The organism is Mycobacterium sp. RTGN6, assembly GCF_033804605.1.
GTDB lineage: Bacteria > Actinomycetota > Actinomycetes > Mycobacteriales > Mycobacteriaceae > Mycobacterium.
On sequence record NZ_JAPZKZ010000002.1, the window covers coordinates 486,306 to 506,971 of the forward strand.

Annotated in this window: 21 protein-coding genes; 18 read left to right on the plus strand and 3 right to left on the minus strand. The window is 68.5% G+C overall.

Translation table 11 applies throughout. From position 1 onward, the window contains the following. Positions 1–16 precede the first annotated feature (16 nt). Complete coding sequence (locus SLQ33_RS06580; RefSeq protein ID WP_319452993.1) at positions 17–1,738, plus strand: phosphoenolpyruvate--protein phosphotransferase; 1,722 nt, start codon at positions 17–19, stop codon at positions 1,736–1,738. 65 nt (positions 1,739–1,803) lie between these two features. Next, positions 1,804–2,778 carry a pirin family protein gene (locus tag SLQ33_RS06585; protein WP_319452994.1) on the plus strand — a complete coding sequence of 325 codons (975 nt, stop codon included), beginning with the start codon at positions 1,804–1,806 and terminating at the stop codon, positions 2,776–2,778. Here the strand turns inward: SLQ33_RS06585 and SLQ33_RS06590 are convergent. The 3 genes from SLQ33_RS06590 to SLQ33_RS06600 form a co-directional block, all read right to left on the minus strand. Further along, positions 2,775–3,800 (minus strand): hypothetical protein, encoded by a 1,026-nt coding sequence (locus tag SLQ33_RS06590; RefSeq protein ID WP_319452995.1) that lies wholly within the window; start codon positions 3,798–3,800, stop codon positions 2,775–2,777. The two genes, SLQ33_RS06585 and SLQ33_RS06590, sit on opposite strands and share 4 nt — an antisense overlap. A 115-nt stretch (positions 3,801–3,915) precedes the next feature. Further along, positions 3,916–6,072 (minus strand): FUSC family protein, encoded by a 2,157-nt coding sequence (locus SLQ33_RS06595; protein WP_319452996.1) that lies wholly within the window; start codon positions 6,070–6,072, stop codon positions 3,916–3,918. 38 nt (positions 6,073–6,110) lie between these two features. Next, on the minus strand, positions 6,111–6,677 hold the full coding sequence (locus SLQ33_RS06600) for a TetR/AcrR family transcriptional regulator (RefSeq protein ID WP_319452997.1): 567 nt from the start codon (positions 6,675–6,677) through the stop codon (positions 6,111–6,113). 151 nt (positions 6,678–6,828) lie between these two features. On the opposite strand from SLQ33_RS06600, the gene SLQ33_RS06605 reads away from it, so the two are divergent. The 16 genes from SLQ33_RS06605 (at position 6,829) to SLQ33_RS06680 (ending at position 20,661) form a co-directional block, all read left to right on the plus strand. After that, entirely contained in the window at positions 6,829–7,464 is a 636-nt protein-coding gene (locus SLQ33_RS06605) for a TetR/AcrR family transcriptional regulator (RefSeq protein WP_319452998.1), read from the plus strand. A 119-nt stretch (positions 7,465–7,583) separates the two neighbouring features. Continuing rightward, entirely contained in the window at positions 7,584–8,513 is a 930-nt protein-coding gene (locus SLQ33_RS06610) for a class I SAM-dependent methyltransferase (protein ID WP_319452999.1), read from the plus strand. Positions 8,514–8,598: 85 nt separating this feature from the next. Continuing rightward, complete coding sequence (locus SLQ33_RS06615; protein WP_319453000.1) at positions 8,599–10,017, plus strand: aldehyde dehydrogenase family protein; 1,419 nt, start codon at positions 8,599–8,601, stop codon at positions 10,015–10,017. Between the two features lie 57 nt (positions 10,018–10,074). After that, positions 10,075–10,938 carry an SDR family oxidoreductase gene (locus tag SLQ33_RS06620; protein WP_319453001.1) on the plus strand — a complete coding sequence of 288 codons (864 nt, stop codon included), beginning with the start codon at positions 10,075–10,077 and terminating at the stop codon, positions 10,936–10,938. 9 nt (positions 10,939–10,947) lie between these two features. Then, positions 10,948–11,910, plus strand: coding sequence for an NADPH:quinone oxidoreductase family protein (locus SLQ33_RS06625; protein WP_319453002.1), 963 nt, complete (start codon positions 10,948–10,950; stop codon positions 11,908–11,910). 28 nt (positions 11,911–11,938) lie between these two features. Beyond that, entirely contained in the window at positions 11,939–12,655 is a 717-nt protein-coding gene (locus tag SLQ33_RS06630; protein WP_319453003.1) for a haloacid dehalogenase type II, read from the plus strand. Between the two features lie 9 nt (positions 12,656–12,664). Next, positions 12,665–13,147: a DUF456 domain-containing protein gene (locus tag SLQ33_RS06635; protein ID WP_319453004.1), complete on the plus strand. Its 483-nt coding sequence runs from the start codon at positions 12,665–12,667 to the stop codon at positions 13,145–13,147. 384 nt (positions 13,148–13,531) lie between these two features. Beyond that, positions 13,532–14,245: a bacterial transcriptional activator domain-containing protein gene (locus tag SLQ33_RS06640; RefSeq protein ID WP_319453005.1), complete on the plus strand. Its 714-nt coding sequence runs from the start codon at positions 13,532–13,534 to the stop codon at positions 14,243–14,245. 123 nt (positions 14,246–14,368) lie between these two features. Further along, on the plus strand, positions 14,369–14,578 hold the full coding sequence (locus SLQ33_RS06645; RefSeq protein ID WP_319453006.1) for a hypothetical protein: 210 nt from the start codon (positions 14,369–14,371) through the stop codon (positions 14,576–14,578). A gap of 91 nt (positions 14,579–14,669) precedes the next feature. Further along, a complete protein-coding gene (locus tag SLQ33_RS06650) occupies positions 14,670–16,364 on the plus strand; it encodes a phage tail sheath C-terminal domain-containing protein (RefSeq protein WP_319453007.1) in 1,695 nt (564 codons plus the stop codon). Positions 16,365–16,385: 21 nt separating this feature from the next. Continuing rightward, positions 16,386–16,757: a hypothetical protein gene (locus SLQ33_RS06655; protein WP_319453008.1), complete on the plus strand. Its 372-nt coding sequence runs from the start codon at positions 16,386–16,388 to the stop codon at positions 16,755–16,757. 8 nt (positions 16,758–16,765) lie between these two features. Next, entirely contained in the window at positions 16,766–17,929 is a 1,164-nt protein-coding gene (locus SLQ33_RS06660; RefSeq protein WP_319453009.1) for a hypothetical protein, read from the plus strand. Then, complete coding sequence (locus SLQ33_RS06665; RefSeq protein ID WP_319453010.1) at positions 17,926–18,597, plus strand: hypothetical protein; 672 nt, start codon at positions 17,926–17,928, stop codon at positions 18,595–18,597. The genes SLQ33_RS06660 and SLQ33_RS06665 overlap by 4 nt, the downstream gene beginning before the upstream one ends. Then, complete coding sequence (locus SLQ33_RS06670; RefSeq protein ID WP_319453011.1) at positions 18,597–19,619, plus strand: hypothetical protein; 1,023 nt, start codon at positions 18,597–18,599, stop codon at positions 19,617–19,619. The genes SLQ33_RS06665 and SLQ33_RS06670 overlap by 1 nt, the downstream gene beginning before the upstream one ends. Next, the gene (locus SLQ33_RS06675; RefSeq protein WP_319453012.1) at positions 19,616–20,260 is read left to right on the plus strand and encodes a phage baseplate assembly protein V; all 645 of its coding nucleotides are present in this window, start codon (positions 19,616–19,618) and stop codon (positions 20,258–20,260) included. Before SLQ33_RS06670 ends, SLQ33_RS06675 begins: the two co-directional genes overlap by 4 nt. Beyond that, complete coding sequence (locus tag SLQ33_RS06680) at positions 20,260–20,661, plus strand: PAAR domain-containing protein (RefSeq protein ID WP_319453013.1); 402 nt, start codon at positions 20,260–20,262, stop codon at positions 20,659–20,661. The genes SLQ33_RS06675 and SLQ33_RS06680 overlap by 1 nt, the downstream gene beginning before the upstream one ends. Positions 20,662–20,666: the final 5 nt, after the last annotated feature.

Consider the following 20,666-nt stretch of genomic DNA (forward strand, 5'->3'; position numbering starts at 1 on the left):
TTGTAATGTGGCTCACATGAGTTCTTCGCCTTCGACGACATCACTCACGCTGGGCGGGATGGCCGAGCTTCCGGTGGGCACCGTCTTGCAGGGCGTCCCCGCCGTCGCCGGCGTGCAGTACGCGCCGGTGATCAGGCCCGGCGCGCGCCCCCGCGTCGATGCGGACGCGGCTAGCTCGGGTCTTGCCGAATCCGCCAGACCGGCGGAGGCCGAGCGCTTCACTACCGCTGCGGCCGCGGTGGCAGGCCGGCTGCGTGAGCGCGCCGCGAACGCGTCGGGTGCGGCTTCCGAGGTGTTGGCCGCCACGGCGACGCTGGCTCAGGACCGGGCGTGGATCGGCGCCGCCGAGAAGCGCATCGCCGACGGCAGCCCCGCGGTGGGCGCCGTCATCGGAGCGGTCGAGCAGTTCGTCACGATGTTCACCCAGCTCGGCGGGTTGATGGCCGAACGGGTGACCGATCTTCGCGACATCCGCGACCGCGTCATCGCGGAACTCAGCGGCCTGCCCGAACCCGGCGTGCCGCTACCGGACGTGCCGTCGATCCTGTGCGCCGAGGATCTTGCGCCCGTCGACACCGCGGGACTGGACGCGTCGTTGGTCGTGGCCCTCGCGACGACGCTCGGCGGCCCCACCAGCCACACCGCGATCATCGCCCGCCAGTTGGGCATTCCGTGCGTCGTGGCCGTCGACGGCCTGGACGCGGTGCCTGCGGGCACCATGGTCATGGTCGACGGCACGCTCGGCACCATCACCGTCGCGCCCGACGCGGCCACCGCCACCGAGGCCGTCGCCGTCGCCCGCGGCGACGCCGAACTCGCCAAGCAGTGGACGGGCCCTGGCGCCACCGCCGACGGACATCGGGTGGCGATCCTGGCCAACGTCCAGGACGGCGCCGCGGCGCGCTCGGCGAGCGAGACGCCCGCGGAAGGCGTCGGGCTGTTCCGTACCGAACTCTGCTTCCTCAACCGCGACACCGAGCCCACCGTCGCCGAGCAGGCCGACATCTACGGCGAGGTGCTCACCGCCTTCGCGGGACGCAAGGTCGTCGTGCGCACGCTCGATGCGGGGTCGGACAAGCCGCTCAAGTTCGCGGGGCATCCCGACGAGGCCAACCCGGCGCTCGGGGTGCGCGGCATCCGCATCGCCGACGGCAATCCCGGCATCCTGACGCGTCAACTCGAAGGCATCGCCGCCGCGGCGCAGGCCACGGGCAACCAGCCGTGGGTGATGGCGCCGATGATCGCGACGCCGGCCGAGGCCGCCGACTTCGCCGCGCAGGCCCGCGCCCATGGGCTCACCCCTGGCGTGATGATCGAGGTGCCTGCGGCCGCGCTGCTGGCCGACCGAATCCTCGAGCACGTCGACTTCCTGTCGATCGGCACCAACGACCTGACGCAATACACGATGGCCGCGGACCGGATGTCGGCCGAGCTCGCCACGTTGACCGATCCGTGGCAGCCCGCGGTGCTGTTGTTGGTCGCGATGGCGGTGAAAGCCGGTGTCGCCGTGGGCAAACCGGTGGGCGTGTGCGGCGAGGCGGCGGCCGATCCGCTGCTGGCGTGCGTGCTGGTCGGACTGGGGGTGTCGTCGCTGTCGGCGGCGGCCGCCGCGGTGTCCGGCGTTGGCGCCAAGCTGGCCAAGGTCACGCTGGCCCAGTGTCAGGCGGCGGCCGAGGCGGCGGTCGCGACGGCCACCGCCGCGGACGCGCGCGCCGCGGCCATCGCCGTGCTGGGGTAGCCACCGGGGAATAATCGGACCGTAGTCCGGTTGTAAGCGGTAGTCCCGATTTCCAGGAGGTACCGATGCCCGCCATCACCGCAGATACGCTCACGCTCCCCCGAATCGCAGCGCCGTCGGTGACGGACCGCGACCGGCCGGTGCGGTCGATCACCACCGGCCCGCAGGGCTACGAGGGCGAGGGCTTCCCCGTCGTGCGCGCGTTCGCGGGCGTCCGCCCCGCGGACCTCGACCCGTTCGTCCACATGGATCAAATGGGCGAGGTCGAGTACCAGCCCGGTGAGCCGCGTGGGACGGACTGGCATCCGCACCGCGGCTTCGAGACCGTGACGTACATGATCGATGGTCGCTTCGCGCACCAGGATTCGCACGGCGGTGGCGGGCTGATCACCGACGGCGCCACCCAGTGGATGACGGCGGGCGCGGGCATCCTGCACATCGAGACCCCGCCCGCCGAACTCGTCGAGAGCGGCGGCGTCTTCCACGGCATCCAGCTGTGGGTCAACCTGCCGCGCAAAGACAAGTTCGCGACGCCGAGGTACCAGGCGATCGAAGGTGGCGACGTGAAGCTGCTGTCGTCCGACGACGGCGGTGCGCTGGTGCGCGTCATCGCGGGCGAGGTCGATGGGCAGCGCGGACCCGGCGGGACGCACACGCCGATCACGTTGGTGCACGCCACGATCGAGCCTGGCGCACAGCTGAGCCTGCCGTGGAACCCCGAGTTCAACGCGCTGGTGTACGTGCTGTCCGGCGACGGCGCCGTCGGCCCGGCTGGCAATCCGATCCGACAGGGCCAGCTCGCGGTGCTCGGCTCCGGTGACCGCATCACGGTAAGTGCAGCGGTCCAACAGGATTCCCATCGGCCGACCATGGAGGTGCTGATCCTGGGCGGCCAGCCGATCCGCGAGCCGGTGTTCCAGTACGGCCCGTTCGTGATGAACTCGAAGTCGGAGGTCGTCCAGGCGCTCGAGGACTTCAACGCAGGCAGATTCGGGAACATCCCGCCGAACGCGCTGATGCCACACACCGCGGGCCGCTAAGCGTTGTCCTTCGACGAAACGCCGTTGAGCACCTTCTGCGCCTGACGGTCGACGAGTCCGGTGATGCTGTGTTGAGAAGCGCCGAGCAGCAATGCATAGCCCATGACGTGCGCGCTGGACGAGGCGCTGACTGACGGGCCGACGATACCGGCCTTGATCATCAGCAATCCGGCCACTGCCGCGAGCGCGCCGGCCGGGAGCTTGAGCAGCATCGTCGCCATCGGGACCGCGTACGCGCTCGACGTTCCCTGCATGCGTCGAAGCGACAGTGCGCCAACCAAACTGGCGCTGACGAGGCCAAGCAGCTCCACGACGACGATGTTGCCGCGCGATGACAAGTCGGCGCCGTTGCCCGTCATCGCGGCCGACAGTCCCAGCGCCGACGGCCTGGTGACGTCGACGAATGCCAACCCAACGGCGATCAGCGCCAGCGCTAGCGTGGCGCCGAACAGCAGGTTGCGGAAGCTGCGAAGCCGCACGTTCTCGCTGTCCGAAGCCTCGTAGACCGCCCTGACGCTGTGCGCGATCGACTCTCGGGCGTGTCTGTCCCACTCCGGCTTTTCGACGTACTCACGCAGTGTGGCAACGCGGCGGTTGTCCTTGCCAAGTAGTTCGCCGCCGTCGGCCACGATGCTTGGCAGCTTCGCCTTCACTACCTGTGGGTCGGCCAGGCGAATGACGGCCGCATCGATGGAGTGGATCCTGACCCACGTGGCTTCGACGTCGATGCCGTTCCACATGCCGCGCAGCTGCGGACGAGTGTCGAGGATCTTCAACGCCTCCTCGAGTTGGCGTCGCGCCTCGCGGCATTGTCCTGCCAACTGGCGATCGGGCGGCAGTTCGTCGAGTTGCACCTGAAGATCGGAGAGTCGGCTACGCGCTCGCTCGCGCCACACCGAACGCGGCGGCCGCCCCGAGCGCAAGCCTCGCCGGGCTGCGGGCGGCTCGCCAACGGCGGGCGGTGCCTCGTGCGGCGTCGGCCCGACCGCGATGTGCAGTCGCTGCTCTGTCAGCGCTCTCATGTCGAGTCACCCCACTCTCAAACCACCGGGCAGTTCAAGGCTGACTCGTAAGTCCGTGGCGGGCACGAGTAGTGCGCTACCTGAATCTCGATCGGGAAGGGCAGCGCCGACGGCGCTAGGGCTTGGAGAGCGCGACCGGGCGGACGGGCTTGGGATACAACAACTCCAGCTCACCCAGGCTGGCCGCGACCGTGACGAGCGGCAGCGCCGCCGCGACCGAGAGGTCGCTGCCATCGGACTCGGCGCGCAGTCCCAGCACGAAGTCGTCGCTGATCGGTCCGTGCTCGTGGGCGGGATCGTCGCCGCCGAGCCGTTCGCACACCGCGGTCGCGTGAGCCTCGAGCACCGAGCGCACCCGCGGGTAGGCGGTCAGCGGCGGCGGGACGACGTCGGCGATCAGCTCGGCCGCGGCGCGCAGCCGCACCGCGCGGTTGGAGGCGCGGATCACCGGGGCCCGCAGGTCCGTCGCGCCACCACTCTCCGAAAGATATTGACGCACTGCGTCATCCAACGTCCGCGACGCAGTCAGCGCGTCGTGGCCAAGCGCGAAGACCCGGTCGTTCGACTCTTCGTAGGCGCCGCGGGTGACGCGCCGGACCGTCGCCATCAGATACTGCGCGCCTGCGGCGTAGGCGGCGTCCACAGTCCGGGCCACGTGCGCGGTGGCGCCCCGCGGCCACAGCAGCGTCGAGACGACTACGCCAACCAACGCTCCGACGACGACGTCCTCGACGCGGATCAGCCCGACGCTCCAGCCCGTTGGGACGATGAGGTTGAAGATGATCAACACCATCATCGTGAACATCGCCTGCCCGGCAATGAACGACGCCACCTCGGGCACGTAGGCCGACCCGAACGCAACGAGCGGCAGCATCACCCACATCACCGGCGGGTCGACACCCATCAACTCGATGAACACCGCGCCAAGCACGAACCCGATCGCCGTACCCCCGACGGCCCGCACCACGCGGGTGCCCGTGGTGAGTGCGCTGCTGCGCAACACCGACATCGCGCCGAGCACGACCCAGAACCCGTGCTGCACGGGGAACAGATGGGTGATCGCGACGGCCGCGGCCAGGCCGAGCCCGGTGCGCAGGCTGTTGCGGACCACCACCGCACGAGTGGCGACGAACCCCGTCGGCAGCGATGCGATGGCCTCGGACTCCGATAGCACCCGGTCGGCCGCGCCGGACTCCGGCAGCCGTCGGCCGAGCACCCGCGCCCACACCGGCCTGGCGTCGGCGTCCGCGGCCTGCCCTACGACGCGGCCCGTCGCCCCGACACACGCGGAGAACGTGCGGATGGTGAGCAGCCTGCGCCCCGTGCCGATGGCAGCGGCGTCACTGGCCTCGCCGAGGATCTCGAGCACGTCGGCGCGATAGCGGCTCCGCGACGCCGCCCGCTGCTCGGCGAGCGCCGTGACCAGCGCCGCGCGGTGGCGGGCCCGGTCGGCACCCCGCGGGCTGTGCAGCACCGCCGCGCATTCCCGCAGCACCCGCACGATCGGGATGCGCATCTCGAAGAGCAAGGCGCCGGTGTTGTCGGCGACGCGAGCGGACAGCCACTCGAGATCGTCGACGACCCGTACCAGCGCGCGGCTGCCCGCGGTCAGTCCGACCGGCCGGTAGTCGGCGCCGAGGAAGTTGGCGCGCAGCGCATCCATCGCGGTCGTCACGTCGTCGGCAGACGCGGTCCCCTCGAGCCGGGCGGCCAGGGTTCGGCAGACCTGGGCGGCGTGGTTGCGCAATTCGTCGTGGTGGCGCGGAGGAAGCAGGAACAGCGCCGCGGGGACGGCAAGGGCCAGCGCGATCGCCCAGCCGAGCAGCCGGTCGGGGATCGGTCCCGGCGGTGTGCACACCGGCAACACGAACGTCAGGAGCGTCGACCGCTGGCCGGCCGCGATGATCTCGCTCAGCACACCCGAGAAGGTCACTACGACGGCCAGCACGAACATCGTCGCGACCGCGAGCCACGGGATGGGCGCGACCAGCGAGCCCAGCGTGATGAGCACGAAACCGTTGAACCCAAGCCCGCCGTACGCCACCGCCCGCGCGGCCCGGTTGCCGGGGAAGTCGACGATGACGAGCAGCGCCACCGACCCGAAGATGGCGAACAGTGGGGTCTGCGAACCTCCGCCGACCGCGAATCCGACCATCGCCGCGACCGGAAGGACGAGCGCGGCGCGGATCGCTCGACGCAGCGCGTCGTGTTCTGGGTCTTTTTCGCGGATCCGGCCGACGGCCCGGCGCCACACGCCAGCCGGGGTCAGCATGAACGCCGATCGTAGCCGCGTGGCCGAGCCAGTCGGGTTCAGTCGGGCTCGGGAACCGTCCCGAAGCGCCCTTCGTCCAACGCATCGAGCAGCTGGACCGCGATCCAGGCGAGATCGCCGGCGTTGCGGGGCACTAGTGCCTGCTCGTAGCCGACGAGCACGTAGAGGCCCCACGCGGCGAACACCCGGGCCTGGTGCTCGTTCTTCAGGATCTCGAGCGCCGACTCACGCAAGACGTCGAAGCGCTGCAGGTCGACGGCGGCCTGCACCTCGTTGACGTCGGGGTCGATCGCGCTCCACACCCGGATGGCCGCCTCGGCGCCGTGCGGCAGCGCCAACCCTTCGTTGATGAGCCTGCCGACGCGCACCCGGGGATCGGGCTCCGCCGACACTTCCTCGATGATCCCCACGGTCCTGACCTGCACCCAGTACGCGACCAGGTCCCGCGTGTAGGCCGACCAGTTCGCGAAGTAGTGATAGAAGGAGCCGGTCGTCACGCCGAGTCGGTGGCACACCTCGGCCAGTTTCAGGCCGCCGTAGCCGAGGTCCGACAGCACGTCGAGGCCCGTCTCGAAGTACGACTCCCGAGAAATGACGCCTGCCATGGCTGGACACCATAGTTGTCAGTCGGGCCCGGGTGCCAGAGTCCGTCAAAATTGACTTTGACGCGCATGAATGTTTGCTGAGCAAAATTGATTGACGGCGCCGAAACCGATTCACACCAGAAGGCCAGGTGACATGTGGCACAATTTGACCGTGCCGTATACCGCGACCCGGGGTCCAGGACGTCCGCCTGCAGCGAAGGCGGCCGAAACCCGTGAGCGCATTGTGCGGGCGGCGCGTGAGGTTTTCAGCGAACTTGGTTACGACGCAGCGACATTCCAGGCGATTGCGATCCGCGCCGATCTGACCCGCCCCGCGATCAACCACTACTTCGCTAGCAAGCGCGTGCTCTACCGCGACGTGGTCGAGAAGACGAATGAGCTGGTGGTTGCCGCGGGCATGGAGAAGGCGCACGGTGAGACGTCCCTGCTGAAGCGGCTCTCGGCCTTCTTCTCCGCTGCGATGCAGGCCGATTCCCGCGACCGTTCCTCCGCGGCATTCCTGGTGACGTCGGTGCTGGAATCCCAGCGACACCCCGAGTTGAGCCGCGACGAGCACAACTCGTTGAAGACGTCCCGCGCGTTCGTGAACTGGGCAGTCACCGACGCGATCGAGCGCGGCGAACTCACCACGGACACCGACGTGGCCACCCTGGTCGAGATGTTGGTGGCCGTGATGTGGGGCATGGGTTTCTATGCTGGCTACGTCGGCGGGCACGACGAGTTGGGCACCATCGTCGAGACGCTCGAGCGGCTGCTAGGAAACAAACTCTGGACGCTGTCCGAGTAGCTTGCACGTCTTCGGGCTACCAGCGCCCACGCACCACATAGCCTGGCTAATCTAATTTCGGTAGGGTTGCGAACGAATTCCTGCGCTGCTGCGCGCCCGACCCGAACTGGAGCGATGACATGAGCTCACGGCGCACCCACGACGACACCTGGGACATCGCGACAAGCGTGGGATCCACCGCGGTCATGGTCGCCGCGGCCCGCGCCGCCGAGACCGACCGGCCGGAGCCGCTGATCCGCGATCCGTACGCCAAACTCCTGGTCGCGGGCGCAGGTACCGGGGTGTGGGACTACATGATCAACGACGACTTCGTCGCCAAGGTCACCGAAGCCGACGCCGAGGCCGGCCTGATGTTCCGGCACATGGCCAACTACCAGGCCGTGCGAACCCACTTCTTCGACGAGTTCTTCACGTCGGCGGCCGCGGCGGGCATCCGGCAGATGGTCATCCTGGCGTCGGGGCTCGACTCGCGCGCGTACCGGTTGGACTGGCCCGCGGGCACCACGGTCTACGAGCTCGACCAGCCGAAGGTGCTCAAGTACAAGGCGACGACCCTCGCCGAGCACGGTGTGCAGCCCGCGGCCACGCTGCGCCAGGTGGCGATCGACCTGCGCCACGATTGGCCGAAGGCCTTGCGCCAAGCGGGGTTCGACGCGTCGACGCCGACGGCCTGGCTCGCCGAGGGTCTGCTGATGTATCTGCCCGCCGACGCGCAGGACCGCCTGTTCGAACAGCTCACCGAGCTGAGCGCGGCGGGCAGCCGCGTCGCCGTCGAGACCGTCGGGCCGCAAGCCGGTGAACGGCGCGAGCGCATGCGCGGGCGGCTGCAACAGCTGCGCGCCAAGTTCGACATCGAGGAATCCGTCGACGTGGCCGAGCTCATGTACAACGACGCCGACCGCGCCGACGTCGCCGAGTGGCTGGACGCGCACGGCTGGACGGCCTCGTCCGTCACCTCACAGGACGAGATGCGCAGGCTCGATCGCGCGGTCCAGGTCGACGCGACGCAGGACTCCGCCTTTTCGAGCTTCGTGACGGGGCGGCGCTGACGGGTCCATCCCGACGGGGCCTGTTCGCCAACCACCTGGTTGGTTAGGATCGGATCCTGTTCCTCGGGTCAGGAAGGACTCCGCCATGACCACCGAATTCGTCGCCCCATCCGCCTCGGCGCCAGCGGCATCCGCCACCGTGGACATCCCCGCCGTTGTCGCCAAACTGCGCAAGACGTTCGCGACCGGTCGGACCCGCGACCTCGACTGGCGCAGGCAGCAGCTTCACGCCTTGGAGAAGCTACTCACCGAGAACGAGAGCGCCATCGCCGCCGCGCTGGAACAAGACCTCGGACGCCAACCGTTCGAGGCGTGGCTGGCCGACATCGTCGGCACCGCGGCCGAGGCCGCCGACGCCGCCAAGAACGTCGGCAAGTGGGCCAAGCGCAAGCGCCAGCGGCTGGAGTTGTCGCAGCTGCCGGGCCGCGGATGGGTCGAGTACGAGCCGTATGGCATGGTGCTGGTCATCGGCGCGTGGAACTTTCCGTTCGCGCTCACGCTCGGACCGGCGGTCGGCGCGCTCGCTGCGGGCAACGCCGTCGTGCTCAAGCCGTCCGAAGTCGCGCCTGCCTCCTCGGCGGTGATGGCCGAGCTCGTGCCGAAGTACCTTGACCCCGACGCCGTCGCCGTCATCGAGGGCGACGGGGCGGTCAGCCAGGAGCTCATCGCACAGGGCTTCGACAAGCTCTGCTTCACCGGCGGAACCGAGATCGGGCGCCGCGTGTACGAGGGTGCCGCGAAGCACCTGACGCCCGTCACGCTGGAGCTCGGCGGCAAGAGCCCGGTGATCGTCGCCGCCGACGCCGACCTCGACGTCGCCGCCAAGCGCATCGCGTGGACCAAGCTCATCAACTCCGGCCAGATCTGCATCGCGCCGGACTACCTCCTGGTCGAGGCCAGCGTCCGTGACGAATTGGTCGACAAGATCAAGGCCGCCGTCGGCGCGTTCGAGGCGGAGGCGACGGGTGGCAAGCGCATCGTGAACCAGCGGCACTTCGACCGGCTGACCGCATCGCTGGCTGCCACCAAGGGCAGCGTCGTCGTCGGTGGCGGGTCGGACGCCGCGGCGCTGAAGATCGAGCCGACCGTCGTCGTCGACCCCGGGCTCGACGAGCCGTTGATGACCGACGAGATCTTCGGACCCATCTTGCCCGTCGTCACCGTCCAATCCCTTGACGAGGCAATCACTTTCGTCAACGCGCGGCCGAAGCCGCTGGCGGCTTACCTATTCACCAAGGCCAAGAGCACGCGGGAACGGGTGATCCGGGAGGTCTCGTCCGGGGGCATGCTCATCAATCATCTGCTGTTCCACTTCGCCACCACGAAGCTGCCGTTCGGCGGGGTGGGGCCGTCGGGGATGGGCGCCTATCACGGCAAGTGGGGCTTCGAGGAGTTCAGCCACCGCAAGACAGTGATGACGAAGCCGACCCGACCCGACTTAACTGCGATGATCTACCCGCCGTATACAGAGAAGGCGTGGAAGCTGGCGCGCAAGCTCTTCTAGCAGGGGCTTGTCGGCGGTTCGCAACCACTCGTCAATGAGGTTCGAGAGAGGAACGCAATGCCCGGAGTGCAGGATCGCGTCATCGCCGTCACCGGAGCCGGAGGAGGACTCGGGCGCGAGTACGCGCTGACCCTGGCCCGCGAAGGGGCCTGTGTCGTGGTCAACGACCTTGGCGGCTCCCGCGACGGCACGGGTGCCGGACACAACATGGCCGACCAGGTCGTCACCGAGATCAAGGAGGCCGGCGGCCGCGCCGTCGCCAACTACGACAGCGTCGCCGAGTCCGAGGGCGCCGAGAACATCATCAAGACGGCGATCGACGAGTTCGGCGCCATCCACGGTGTGGTGAGCAACGCGGGCATCCTGCGTGACGGCACGTTCCACAAGATGACCTACGAGAACTGGGACTCGGTGCTCAAGGTCCACCTTTACGGCGGGTACAACGTCCTTCGCGCGGCGTGGCCGCACTTCCGCGAACAGAGCTTTGGCCGCGTCGTCGTCGCGACGTCGACTAGCGGCCTGTTCGGCAACTTCGGGCAGGCCAATTACGGCGCCGCCAAGCTGGGGCTCGTCGGCCTGATCAACACGCTGGCCCAGGAAGGCGCCAAGTACAACATCAAGGCCAACGCCGTCGCGCCGATCGCGGCCACCCGCATGACCGAGGACATCCTGCCCAAGGAGGTCTTCGAGAAGCTGACGCCCGAGTACGTCGCGCCGGTCGTGGCGTACCTCTGCACCGAGGAACTGCCCGACACCGATTCGATCTTCATCGTTGGGGGCGGCAAGGTGCAGCGCACCGCGCTGTTCCAGAACGACGGTGTGACGTTCGACAGCGTGCCGTCGGTCGACGACGTCGCGGGCAAGTGGGGCGAGATCACCGATCTGTCAGCGGCGAAGTCGGCCAGCTTCAAGCTCGGCTGAATCCAGCCCGTGAAAGCGGTTGTTGCACAGGAGCTTTCCGGACCGGCAGGGTTGGTCTACACCGACGTCGACGACGTGGCGGGCGATGGTGCCGTCATCGTCGACGTCGGTGCGGCCGGCGTCTGCTTCCCCGATCTGCTGATGCTGCGGGGCGAGTACCAACTCAAGATGCCGTCGCCCTTCATCCCCGGTGTCGAGGTGGCTGGCACCGTGCGGTCGGCACCGGATGGGTCGGGATTCGTCGTCGGGCAGCGGGTCTCGGCGTTCAGCCTGCTGGGTGGCTGGGCCGAGCGGGTCGCGGTGTCGGTGGACAGCGTGGTCCCGACGCAGGACGGACTGGACGACGCGTCCGCGGTCTGCCTGCTGGGCAACTACTACACGATGTACTTCGCCCTAGCCCGCCGAGCCGCGTTGCTCGCCGGTGAGACCGTGCTCGTGCTCGGCTCCGCGGGCGGAGTGGGAACCGCAGCCATCCAAATCGCCAAGGCGTTGGGCGCCAAGGTGATTGCCATGGTGCACCGTGCGGGTGCGACGGAGTTCGTCGAGTCGCTCGGGGCGGACGTCGTGCTCCCGCTGACCGACGGGTGGGCCAAGGCGGTGCGGGATCACACCGACGGCCGTGGCGTGGACGTGGTGGTCGACCCCGTCGGCGGGGATCCGTTCGACGACGCGATCCGGGTGCTGGCGACCGAAGGGCGTTTGCTCGTGCTCGGCTTCGCGGCAGGCGGCATTCCCACCGTGAAGGTCAACCGGCTGCTGCTCCGCAACGTGAGCGTCGTCGGCGTTGGCTGGGGCGAGTTCGCGGGCCGGACCCCCGGCGCGCAGGCCGCGGTTGGTCGGGAACTCGGCAAGTTGGTGGACGCGGGCCTGCGGCCGCCGCCGCCCGTGCGATTCCCGCTGTCGGAGGGGCGGGCCGCCCTGCAGAGCCTGGCCGACGGGGGAATTCACGGGAAGCTCGTGCTGGAGCCGTGATGAGCGCTTGCGCGAAGAACATCGAGCAGTGAACCGCCCGCGGGCGTTGGCTTTCGACGTTTTCGGAACGGTCGTCGACTGGCGCGGCAGCATCATCGGTGAACTGGAGATGTTCGGCGAAAGGCATGGGCTGGCCGAGGATTGGGCGACCTTCGCCGATGAGTGGCGGGCCGGATACCCGGCGGCGATGAACCGAGTGCGCAACGGCGAGCTTCCGTGGTTGAAGATTGACGTGCTGCACAGGCTGATCCTCGATGAACTACTCGATCGAGCCGGAATCGACTCCGTGCCGGACGCCGACATCGAAGAACTGAACCGCGCGTGGCATCGGCTCGACCCGTGGCCCGATTCCGTCGAGGGGCTGGCGCTCCTCAAACAGCGCTTCGTGATCACGACGCTGTCCAACGGAAACGTGTCCTTGCTGACCAACATGGCCAAGCGTGCGGGACTGCCGTGGGACTGCGTCATCTCGGCCGAACTGTTCCGCCACTACAAGCCGGATCCCGAGGCGTACCTCGGCTGCGCCGACCTGCTCGACGTCGCACCCAGTGAGCTCGCGCTGGTGGCTGCGCACCCGAGCGATCTGCGCGCCGCGCGGGCCGCCGGTCTGATGACGGCGTACGTGGCTCGGCCGCTGGAGCGCGGCCCAGGACGCAAGCCGCCGAGGGTCGAGGACGGCGAATTCGACTTCGTGGCCGACGACTTCGTCGATCTCGCCCGGCAACTCGCCGCCGTGACCCCATAGGCTCTGGTCATGAGCACCGTCGGAATCATCCTCGTCGGCGTCGCCATCTTCGTCGGGTTGGTCGGCATTCTGGTGCCGCTGCTCCCGGGGTCCATCCTGGTGTTCGCGGCGATCCTGGTGTGGGCGCTCTTCGAGCGCACGACCGTCGCATGGGTGACGCTCGGCGTCGCCGGTGTCGTGCTGGCCGTCGCGCTACTGGTCAAGTACCTGTGGCCGATGAAGCGGATGCGCAGCGCCGACGTCGGAACCTGGAGCCTGCTCGCGGGTGGCGTGCTCGGGATCATCGGGTTCTTCGTCGTGCCGGTCGTCGGGTTGATCCTTGGGTTCGTGCTCGGCGTCTATCTCGCCGAACTGTCGAACCGCCGAGACCAGCGGCAGGCGTGGGCGTCGACTGTGCAGGCGATGAAGGGCGTCGCGCTGTCGGTGCTGGTCGAGCTCGCGGGCGCGCTGATGGCGACGGCGGCGTGGCTGGTCGCCGTGCTGGCGTTCTAGGGGTAGTTGCTCACAACGAATTCGCTCATTTGAGAGCAACGGCTCGGTCGTCGACCTTGCGGGAAAAATAGCGGGACATCACCACTTGAAGACAGCTCGCGTGAATTCAGCAAGCGACGGCGATGGGCGACCTCGAACTGCAAAGTTTGCCTGCAGCACTGAATTCCCGACCTGCACGAAGTGAGTAGTCGACTACTCTTCTGCCGCCGGTCAAACAGGGAAATAATTCGTGCAGTGGCCAGTCAATACGAGGCGGTAGAAATGACGGCGGCACCCCAACCTTCGGCAATGTTCGGCTCGACCGTATTGGACCGCCACCGCCCGGCTCGTCCTGAATCAGCAGGAGTTTCCGTTCGCCTTCTTGGTCCATTTCAACTCATCAAGATGGGCATCCCGGCACCGCTGCGATCGGGTGGAAAGGCAGAGCGGCTGCTTAGCGCGCTCGCAATGCAGGCCCGGTCCGGGGTTCACCGCGAAACACTGGTGGAAAGGATATGGCCCGGCACGTCGCACGTGTTGTCGTACCAGAGCTTGAACACCCTCGTGCACGAGCTGAAGATTCAGCTGGCCGATGCCCTAGGGGGACAGCCGCCGATCGTTCACATGCAGGCGCACTATCTCCTGAACCTCGATGGCGGACTGAAGGTCGACGTAGTGGAGTTCGAGTCGGCGGTCGACGCTGGAGATCGGTTTCTATCGGAGGGTGCAACGGCGGCGGCCATCGATTCGTACCAGAACGCCGTCCTGCTCTACCGCGGCGATCTGACCTCCGATGCGGACATCTCCGGGCTATTGGAGCGGGAGCGCTTGCGCGCGGTGTGTTTGAACGCCTTGGCGCGGTTGGCCGACGCCAACTTCGCGCTCGAAAACTACGAGCAGGCGCTGGCCTACGCCGTCCGGCTGCTCGGGGTCGATCCCTGTCGGGAAGACGCGCACCGCATGACCATGCGGGCATACGTCCGACTGGGGGCACGTGCGCAGGCGTTGAGGCAGTACAACGTCTGTCGGCTGATCCTCGCCGAGGAGTTCGACGCCACCCCGGAGCCCGCAACCGAACAACTCTTCCAGCTGATCCGGACCGATCCGGGTCACATCTGAACGAGCCCCTCCGCCAAACCTCATCCAGACCTCACTGGCGGCTCATCCGCCACGGCCGTGACCTCATTCGGGGCTGAGCCCCGGCCGGTACAACTGAGTTCTGATCGAAGCGATGAGGTCTTCATGGCGGAAGGTGACCCGGCGGACAAGCTTTCCGCCAAACGTCATTTCGTGCTCGTGTTGCGCATCGTCGTCGAAGGGGGCGGAAAGGTGACGGGCGAACTCGTGGATCCATCGTTGGACCGACGGCGTCGCTTCGACGACATCACCGACCTCGTCGACGAAGTCCGGGGCTGGATCGACGACGCGATCAGGCAGGGATCCCCGGGATGAGGGGCGAGCCGATCGGCCGCCGCGCCAGTGATTCAGCGGATCGCGTGAACCCGACGGCTCACGCGAATTTGAAACCACCACGGAGGTTTTCATGCCTGTTCTAGTCGTGCCGGGCGTATCCGTCGAGGCCAATTTCGATGTGCTGCCACCACTTCCCGCCGCAGCAGGCATCGTCGGCGTCGTCGGGGTCGTCGACCGCCCACCGGCCACCGCTCGCTTGGTCGGTGTCAGCCGGGTGTCGGAACTGCAAGATCTATGCGGTCCAGGAACCGTGGCGTCGATGCCAGAAGCGGTGGCAGCGTTGTCGACGGGCGCCAGGGAGGTGCTGGTTTCCGCCGTTGCAGGCGGGACGGCCGCCACCGCGACACTGATGAATTCCACTGAGGCGCCTGCGGTCCGGCTGCGGGCGCGGTCTCGCGGCGCGTGGGCGAACCAGCTGAGCGTCGATGTCGGAACCGTAACCAATGCCGACGGCAACCTCGTCCGGGTCACGTTGCGGATCCTGCAGAACAGCCAGGAGGTGGAACGCTTCGACGACCTCATCGTCGAGCCGGGCCAGCGGCAGGACCTGTTCTCGGTGATCAACGCCCAGTCCAACTACGTGGTGGCCGTGGAGCCCAACTTCGACGGCGACGACCCCAAGCCGGGGACCTACCCGCTCGGCGCCGAGGGCTCCGTGGCGGTAGAGCAGAAGGACGCGGCAGGCACCGTGCTGATGGACGTCAAGCTGAAGCCTGGCGCGCCGAGTGACGGTGTGGCGGTGACCATCGCGGGCGAAGGTGACGAGATATCACTCGAAGTGCGCCGCAACGGTGCCCGGCAGGAGTTCTTCGAGAACTTGACCATGGATCCGGATTCGGCGCGGCACTTGCCCGCCCTGCTCTCGGCCCTGAGCCGGTTCGTGCGCGCCGTGCCCCACAGCTCGCTGGAGGGAGCGTTGCGACTACCGCGGGCGACGCCGGCCCCGGTGGCGTTCGCCGGTGGTGCCTCACCCAACGTCGCCGCCTACCGCACAGCGATCGACTTGCTCTCCGACGACCCCCGCATCGACCTGGTGATGGCATGCTTCGATTCCGCGTCGAGCTCGGACGACGTGATCCAGATCCACCAGGCGCTGCTCGCGCATGCCCTCGTGGCAAGTGACGCCGGTGCGCCGCGGGTGGCGTTCGGGTCGATACGTGGCGCGGACGCCGGCAACCTCGACGCCATCCGCGATCACGCTGCCGCGGTGCGCAACCGGCGGTTCGTGCTCATCGCCCCACCCGGCGCCACCGGCGCCGTCGTTGGGCTGCTCGGCCGGATCAACCCGGAGATTTCGCCCACCTTCCAGCCCACCCAGCTGCTCGGCGTCCCGCCGTCGACCTATCGGGAGAGCCAACTCAACGTGCTGCTGGGGCCGACCGTCAACCTGCTCGTCGTACAGCAACGGGCCGGACACGGAGTGATCGTGCTCAAGGGCATCAACACGTTCGGCGACCAGATTTCGGTGACCCGCGTCGCCGATCGATGCATCCGCGAGACGAAGGCGATCAGCGAGAACTTCATCGGCCGATTGAACTCCGCCGATGCCCGAGAGGCCTTGAAGCAACAGCTCATTGCGACGTTCACCCGATTGGAGCGGTCCGGCGCGCTGGTACCGAGCACCGATGGCACGGACCCGGCGTTCCTCGTCGACGTCTATTCGACACAGCAGGACTTCGCACAGGGCATCGTCCGGGTGGACATCGCGGTACGCCCGGTGCGGGCAATCGACTACGTGTACGCCACGATCCGCGTCAAGAACTAGGCGACCCAGGAGATCTGAACCATGCCAACGATTTTCGCAGCCTCCGAAAGCACTGTCCTGGTCGACGGCGAGCCCGTCGAGGGCGTGCAGGGTATCGACTACCGGACCCGGCACGACCGCACCAACATCTATGCCCTTGGTAGCACCGAACGGGTCGGGGTCGTCTCCGGCGCGTACGAAGTCCAGGGCCGACTGCGGGTCACGTCGGCAAGCTCGAAGCTCGATGGGCTCGCAGCAGACCAGCTCTTCCAGATAATCGCCAACCTGCGGCACGGTGACACGGAGGCCACGGTGACCTTCGACGATTGCTGCCTGACGGAGAAGACGTTCGACTTGGCCGTCAACGGCCAGGGGACGGCGGTGTACGCATTCAGCGCCGCCAGGATGCGATAGCCGACACCATGCCGATTTCGGTCGTCACTCTCGACCTGGCTGCCGGTGTCGCGCAGCTCGCGGGCAGCACGATCGCGGTGCGCGCCCGCCCCGGCGGCGCGCTCGACGTCGGCGGTCGGGTCGTTCGCCCGCTGAGCTTCGGCGAGCGGTGGCGGGTGCTCGACGACGTAGCCTCCAGCGACAGCCCTTTGGGGGCAACGGTCTTGGCGCACGCGGGCGAGCCGGAAACCGCCGACCAAGCGCAGGTAGCCGACGACGAGATCGCTCAGATCATCGCGTTGCATCTCGCCGGAGCCCGGCCCGAGCGCGCGGTGCCCGGGTTCGCCGCGCAGCTGGCGCGGTTGGTGGCGGCAGGGTGGGCACCCCGCGACGTCTTCGACGCCGACGCCGATCTGGTCGACCTCCTAACGGCGGAGGCACCGGGCGAGGGTGACGGCAGTGAATGGACGAGCATCGTCGTCGCCCCGGACCATCCGGCATCGGCGCCGCTGGCGGAAACACTGCGCGCGCTTGAACGAAACCTGTTGGACCGCATGGGGTCAACGGAGTCCAACGACCGCCCAACGCCGTCCGACGATCGGCCCCGACTCGTTGCGGAAAGCGCGTCGAGTGATGACTTCCCCGCGCCCTTCCCAACGGTGCCCGAAGGGAGCTGGCCATCGCACGTCGGCTCCGCACCGACGCCGGCCGGGCTGGAATCCATGCACCCGACCGCGCGTGCCGAAAACGCATCGCCGTTGCTCGTAACGCCCTCTGCCGCCGACGGTTTCGTGGCCCCCGGCGAGCCGGTGTGCGTTCCGCGCCCGATCCGCCTCGCCTGGTCGGATCAGCAGGGCGCGGGCGGTCGGCCCACGTCGGACTGGCCCAGCGCACCGCCGGTCGGTCCGCGCGTTGAAGACCCGCCCGAGCCGACGGGGCTCCCCGAATCCGCCGTCGCCTCAACCGTGTCCACGGTGTGCTCCACGACCAGCTCGCTCGGCGCGTCGTCGCCGTACCGCGCCACCCTCGCCAGTTCGTCCACCGCACCGACCGTCGTCGACGACACCCCGATCGCCACGCGGACGGCGCCGGGCGCGGCTCCCGGCCAAGCTCGGCTCGACGTCTTCGGACTGGCCGATCAGCTCGCCGCACTGCTGGACGAGGAATCCGAGCTGCGAGGGCTGCGCCGATGACGACCCCCTCGCCGCCGCCGATGCCGCTCGTCGGCGACATCGCCCTGAGTTCGGTCCAGCAGCTCGATCACGTGATGAGCGCCGGGTTCGCACGCATCGCCGTCCCCGGTCTCGACGGTGACGTACTTCAAAGGGCGGGGCGGGGCTCGCACAGCATCTGGATCCGCGGCGTGCTGTCCGGCGACACCGCGATGGCCGATCTCGGCAGCTTGCAGAAGCTGGCCGGCGAAGGCACCGAAGTGTCCTTCTCGACCGACATCACGGTCGCGCTCGAGTTGGGACAGGTGGTGGTCACCGATCTTCGCGCGCAGGCCGTCGCGGGTGCCGCGAAGCTCGTCGGCTACGAACTCTGCCTCGTCGAAAGTCCTCCGCTGCCACCGCCGGCCGAGGTCAGCGGCTTCGGCGGGCTCGACGACTTCGGCCTCGGCGACTTGGGGTTCGACGCCGACATCATGGACGACATCGCGGGCATCGCCGGTGACGTCGCAGGCGCGGTCGACGCGGTGATGGAGGTGGCTGATCAGCTGTCCGCCCTGGCCAGCCTCGGCAGCATCGACGTCGGAGGGCCACTGAAGCCGTTGTCGGACACCGTCGCCGACGTGACGAAGGCCGCAGGCACGTTCAACGACGTCGCGGACTCACTGGCCAAACTGTTGGGCGGCAACTGATGACGGTGCTGAGTTTCGGCGCGACCGCCACGATCGGCTCGCTGCGCTACACCGGCGGCCTCGCCGGAGTGCGGCTCACCATGCCGATCGGGCCCGCGGTCGGATCGGCTCGCGTCAGCGTTCCGCGCGACCTTCGGGTCGATGCCAAACCGGGCGACGACGTCGAGCTCGCGCTGATCGGTGAATCAGGTGAGGAGACAACCGCATTCACCGGGACGGTATCCGCCGTCCGGAGGACGTTGGACCAGACCGTCGTGTTGTGTGGCGATGCGTCCGCCGCGTTGGCGGCGGTCCGTCCTGGCAGCACCTTCGAGCAGCAGAGTGCAAGCGCCATCGCCAGCGCACTGGCCCGCGAGGCCGGCGTGAGCACTGTGGCCGTTGACCTGGATCTCGACCTTGCGTGCTACGTCGCCGATCAGGGTCGCACGGCGTGGGAGCACCTGACCGCCCTCGCTGCGTGGGGCGGCGCATTCGTCGCGGCCTCCGCCGACGGTGGCGTCGAGGTGCGGAAGTTCCCATCACCGCCTGCGGAAACCGCGCTGCGCTACGGCCGGGAAATCGCCGAACTGAGCGTCAGCGCGGTGGCACCCGCCGCCGACGTCGTCTCGATCGGCAACGGTCCCGCGGGCGACGCCTCCGACCCGCGGGCTCGCTTGCAGAGCGTCGAGACATTGCCTGACGACGCGCCGAAACCCGGCCCCCGGACGATCCGCGTGGCGGCGGCGGCGCTGCGCACGCCGTCGGCCGCCGCAACGGCCAGTCAAGCCCGGGCGAGCCACAACGGGGCACCACGACTATCGGCCACCTGCTGGCTGGTGCCGGGCCTGCGCGCGGGCACGTCGGTCGAAATCGCCGATGCGCCAACGCCGGACGCGGTCGGGCCGTGGCTGTTGACCCGGGTGGTGCACTCCGTCGGCCCGGGACCTGCGGGCCGCACCACGTTCGAGGCGGTAAGCATGGAAGCCGCGGGCGGCTCCAGCTTGCTCGACCTGTTGGTTGGCGCAGTGGGGAGCCTGCTGTGACCGCCGCGCTGTTCGACTCCGTCGCCCGAATCGCCCAGCATGAGGCCGCAGCCCGCTGGATCGCCGCGATCGGCGTGGTGGGCGACGGCATCCACGGCGACGACCACGCGGTCTCCGTCGAGCTGCGGGAGACCGGGCTGTTGCTGCCGAGGGTGCCGATCGCCGTCCCCGTTCCGGGGCAGGCAGCGACCCCGCGCGCGGGTGACCTCGTGGTTCTGCTGTTCGCCGACGGCGACGTCAACGCTCCGGTGGTGATCGGCACGCTGTACCACGCAGACCTCGCTCCGCCGGAGCACGGCGAGGGTGACGTCGTGTTCGCATTGCCCGCGGGTGAGCAGGAGCCCACCTTCCGGGCGGTGCTCCGCGGCGCGGACCCGAAGCTCACCGTGACGATGGGCGACGTCGAGGTCGTCGCCGACGACACGAAGGTGCACGTTCGGACCGGCGACGCCGAGGCGACGGTCGAGGCCGCGGGCAACGGCCGGATCGAACTTCGGGTCGGCGACGCCAGCGTCACCGTGACCGGCCGCGGCGACATCGTGCTGAAGACCTCGGGAAAGCTCAGCCTCCAGGCCAATGACGTCGAGATCAAAGGTCAGAGTTCGGTCGCCATCTCGGGTCCGCGGGTCGAGGTGAACTGATGGGTCAGCCAGCTGCCAACGGCGCCGCCACCGTAGTCGGAGTCGACACCCACATCGTGATGGTGCCGTCACCCGGCGGCCCCATCCCGACCCCGCTACCGCATCCGTTCTGTGGACCGCTGAACTGCGGACTGGTCAACAGCGTGCAGATCGCCGGGCAACCGGCGGCGGTGGTCGGCTCCGGCGCCACGAACCAGCCGCCGCACCAGCCGACCCCGCCCGGCGTCGCCTTCCAGGCCCCGCCGACCAACTCGGGCACCGTGCACATGGGCAGTACCGGCGTGCTGATCGGTGGCCAGGCCGCCGCTCGTAACGGTGACCCCGTCCGCACCTGCAACGACCCGGTCGAGGCACCGGTCGGGCAGATCGTCGCAGGTGTCCCGACCGTGACGATCGGCTGAGGGTT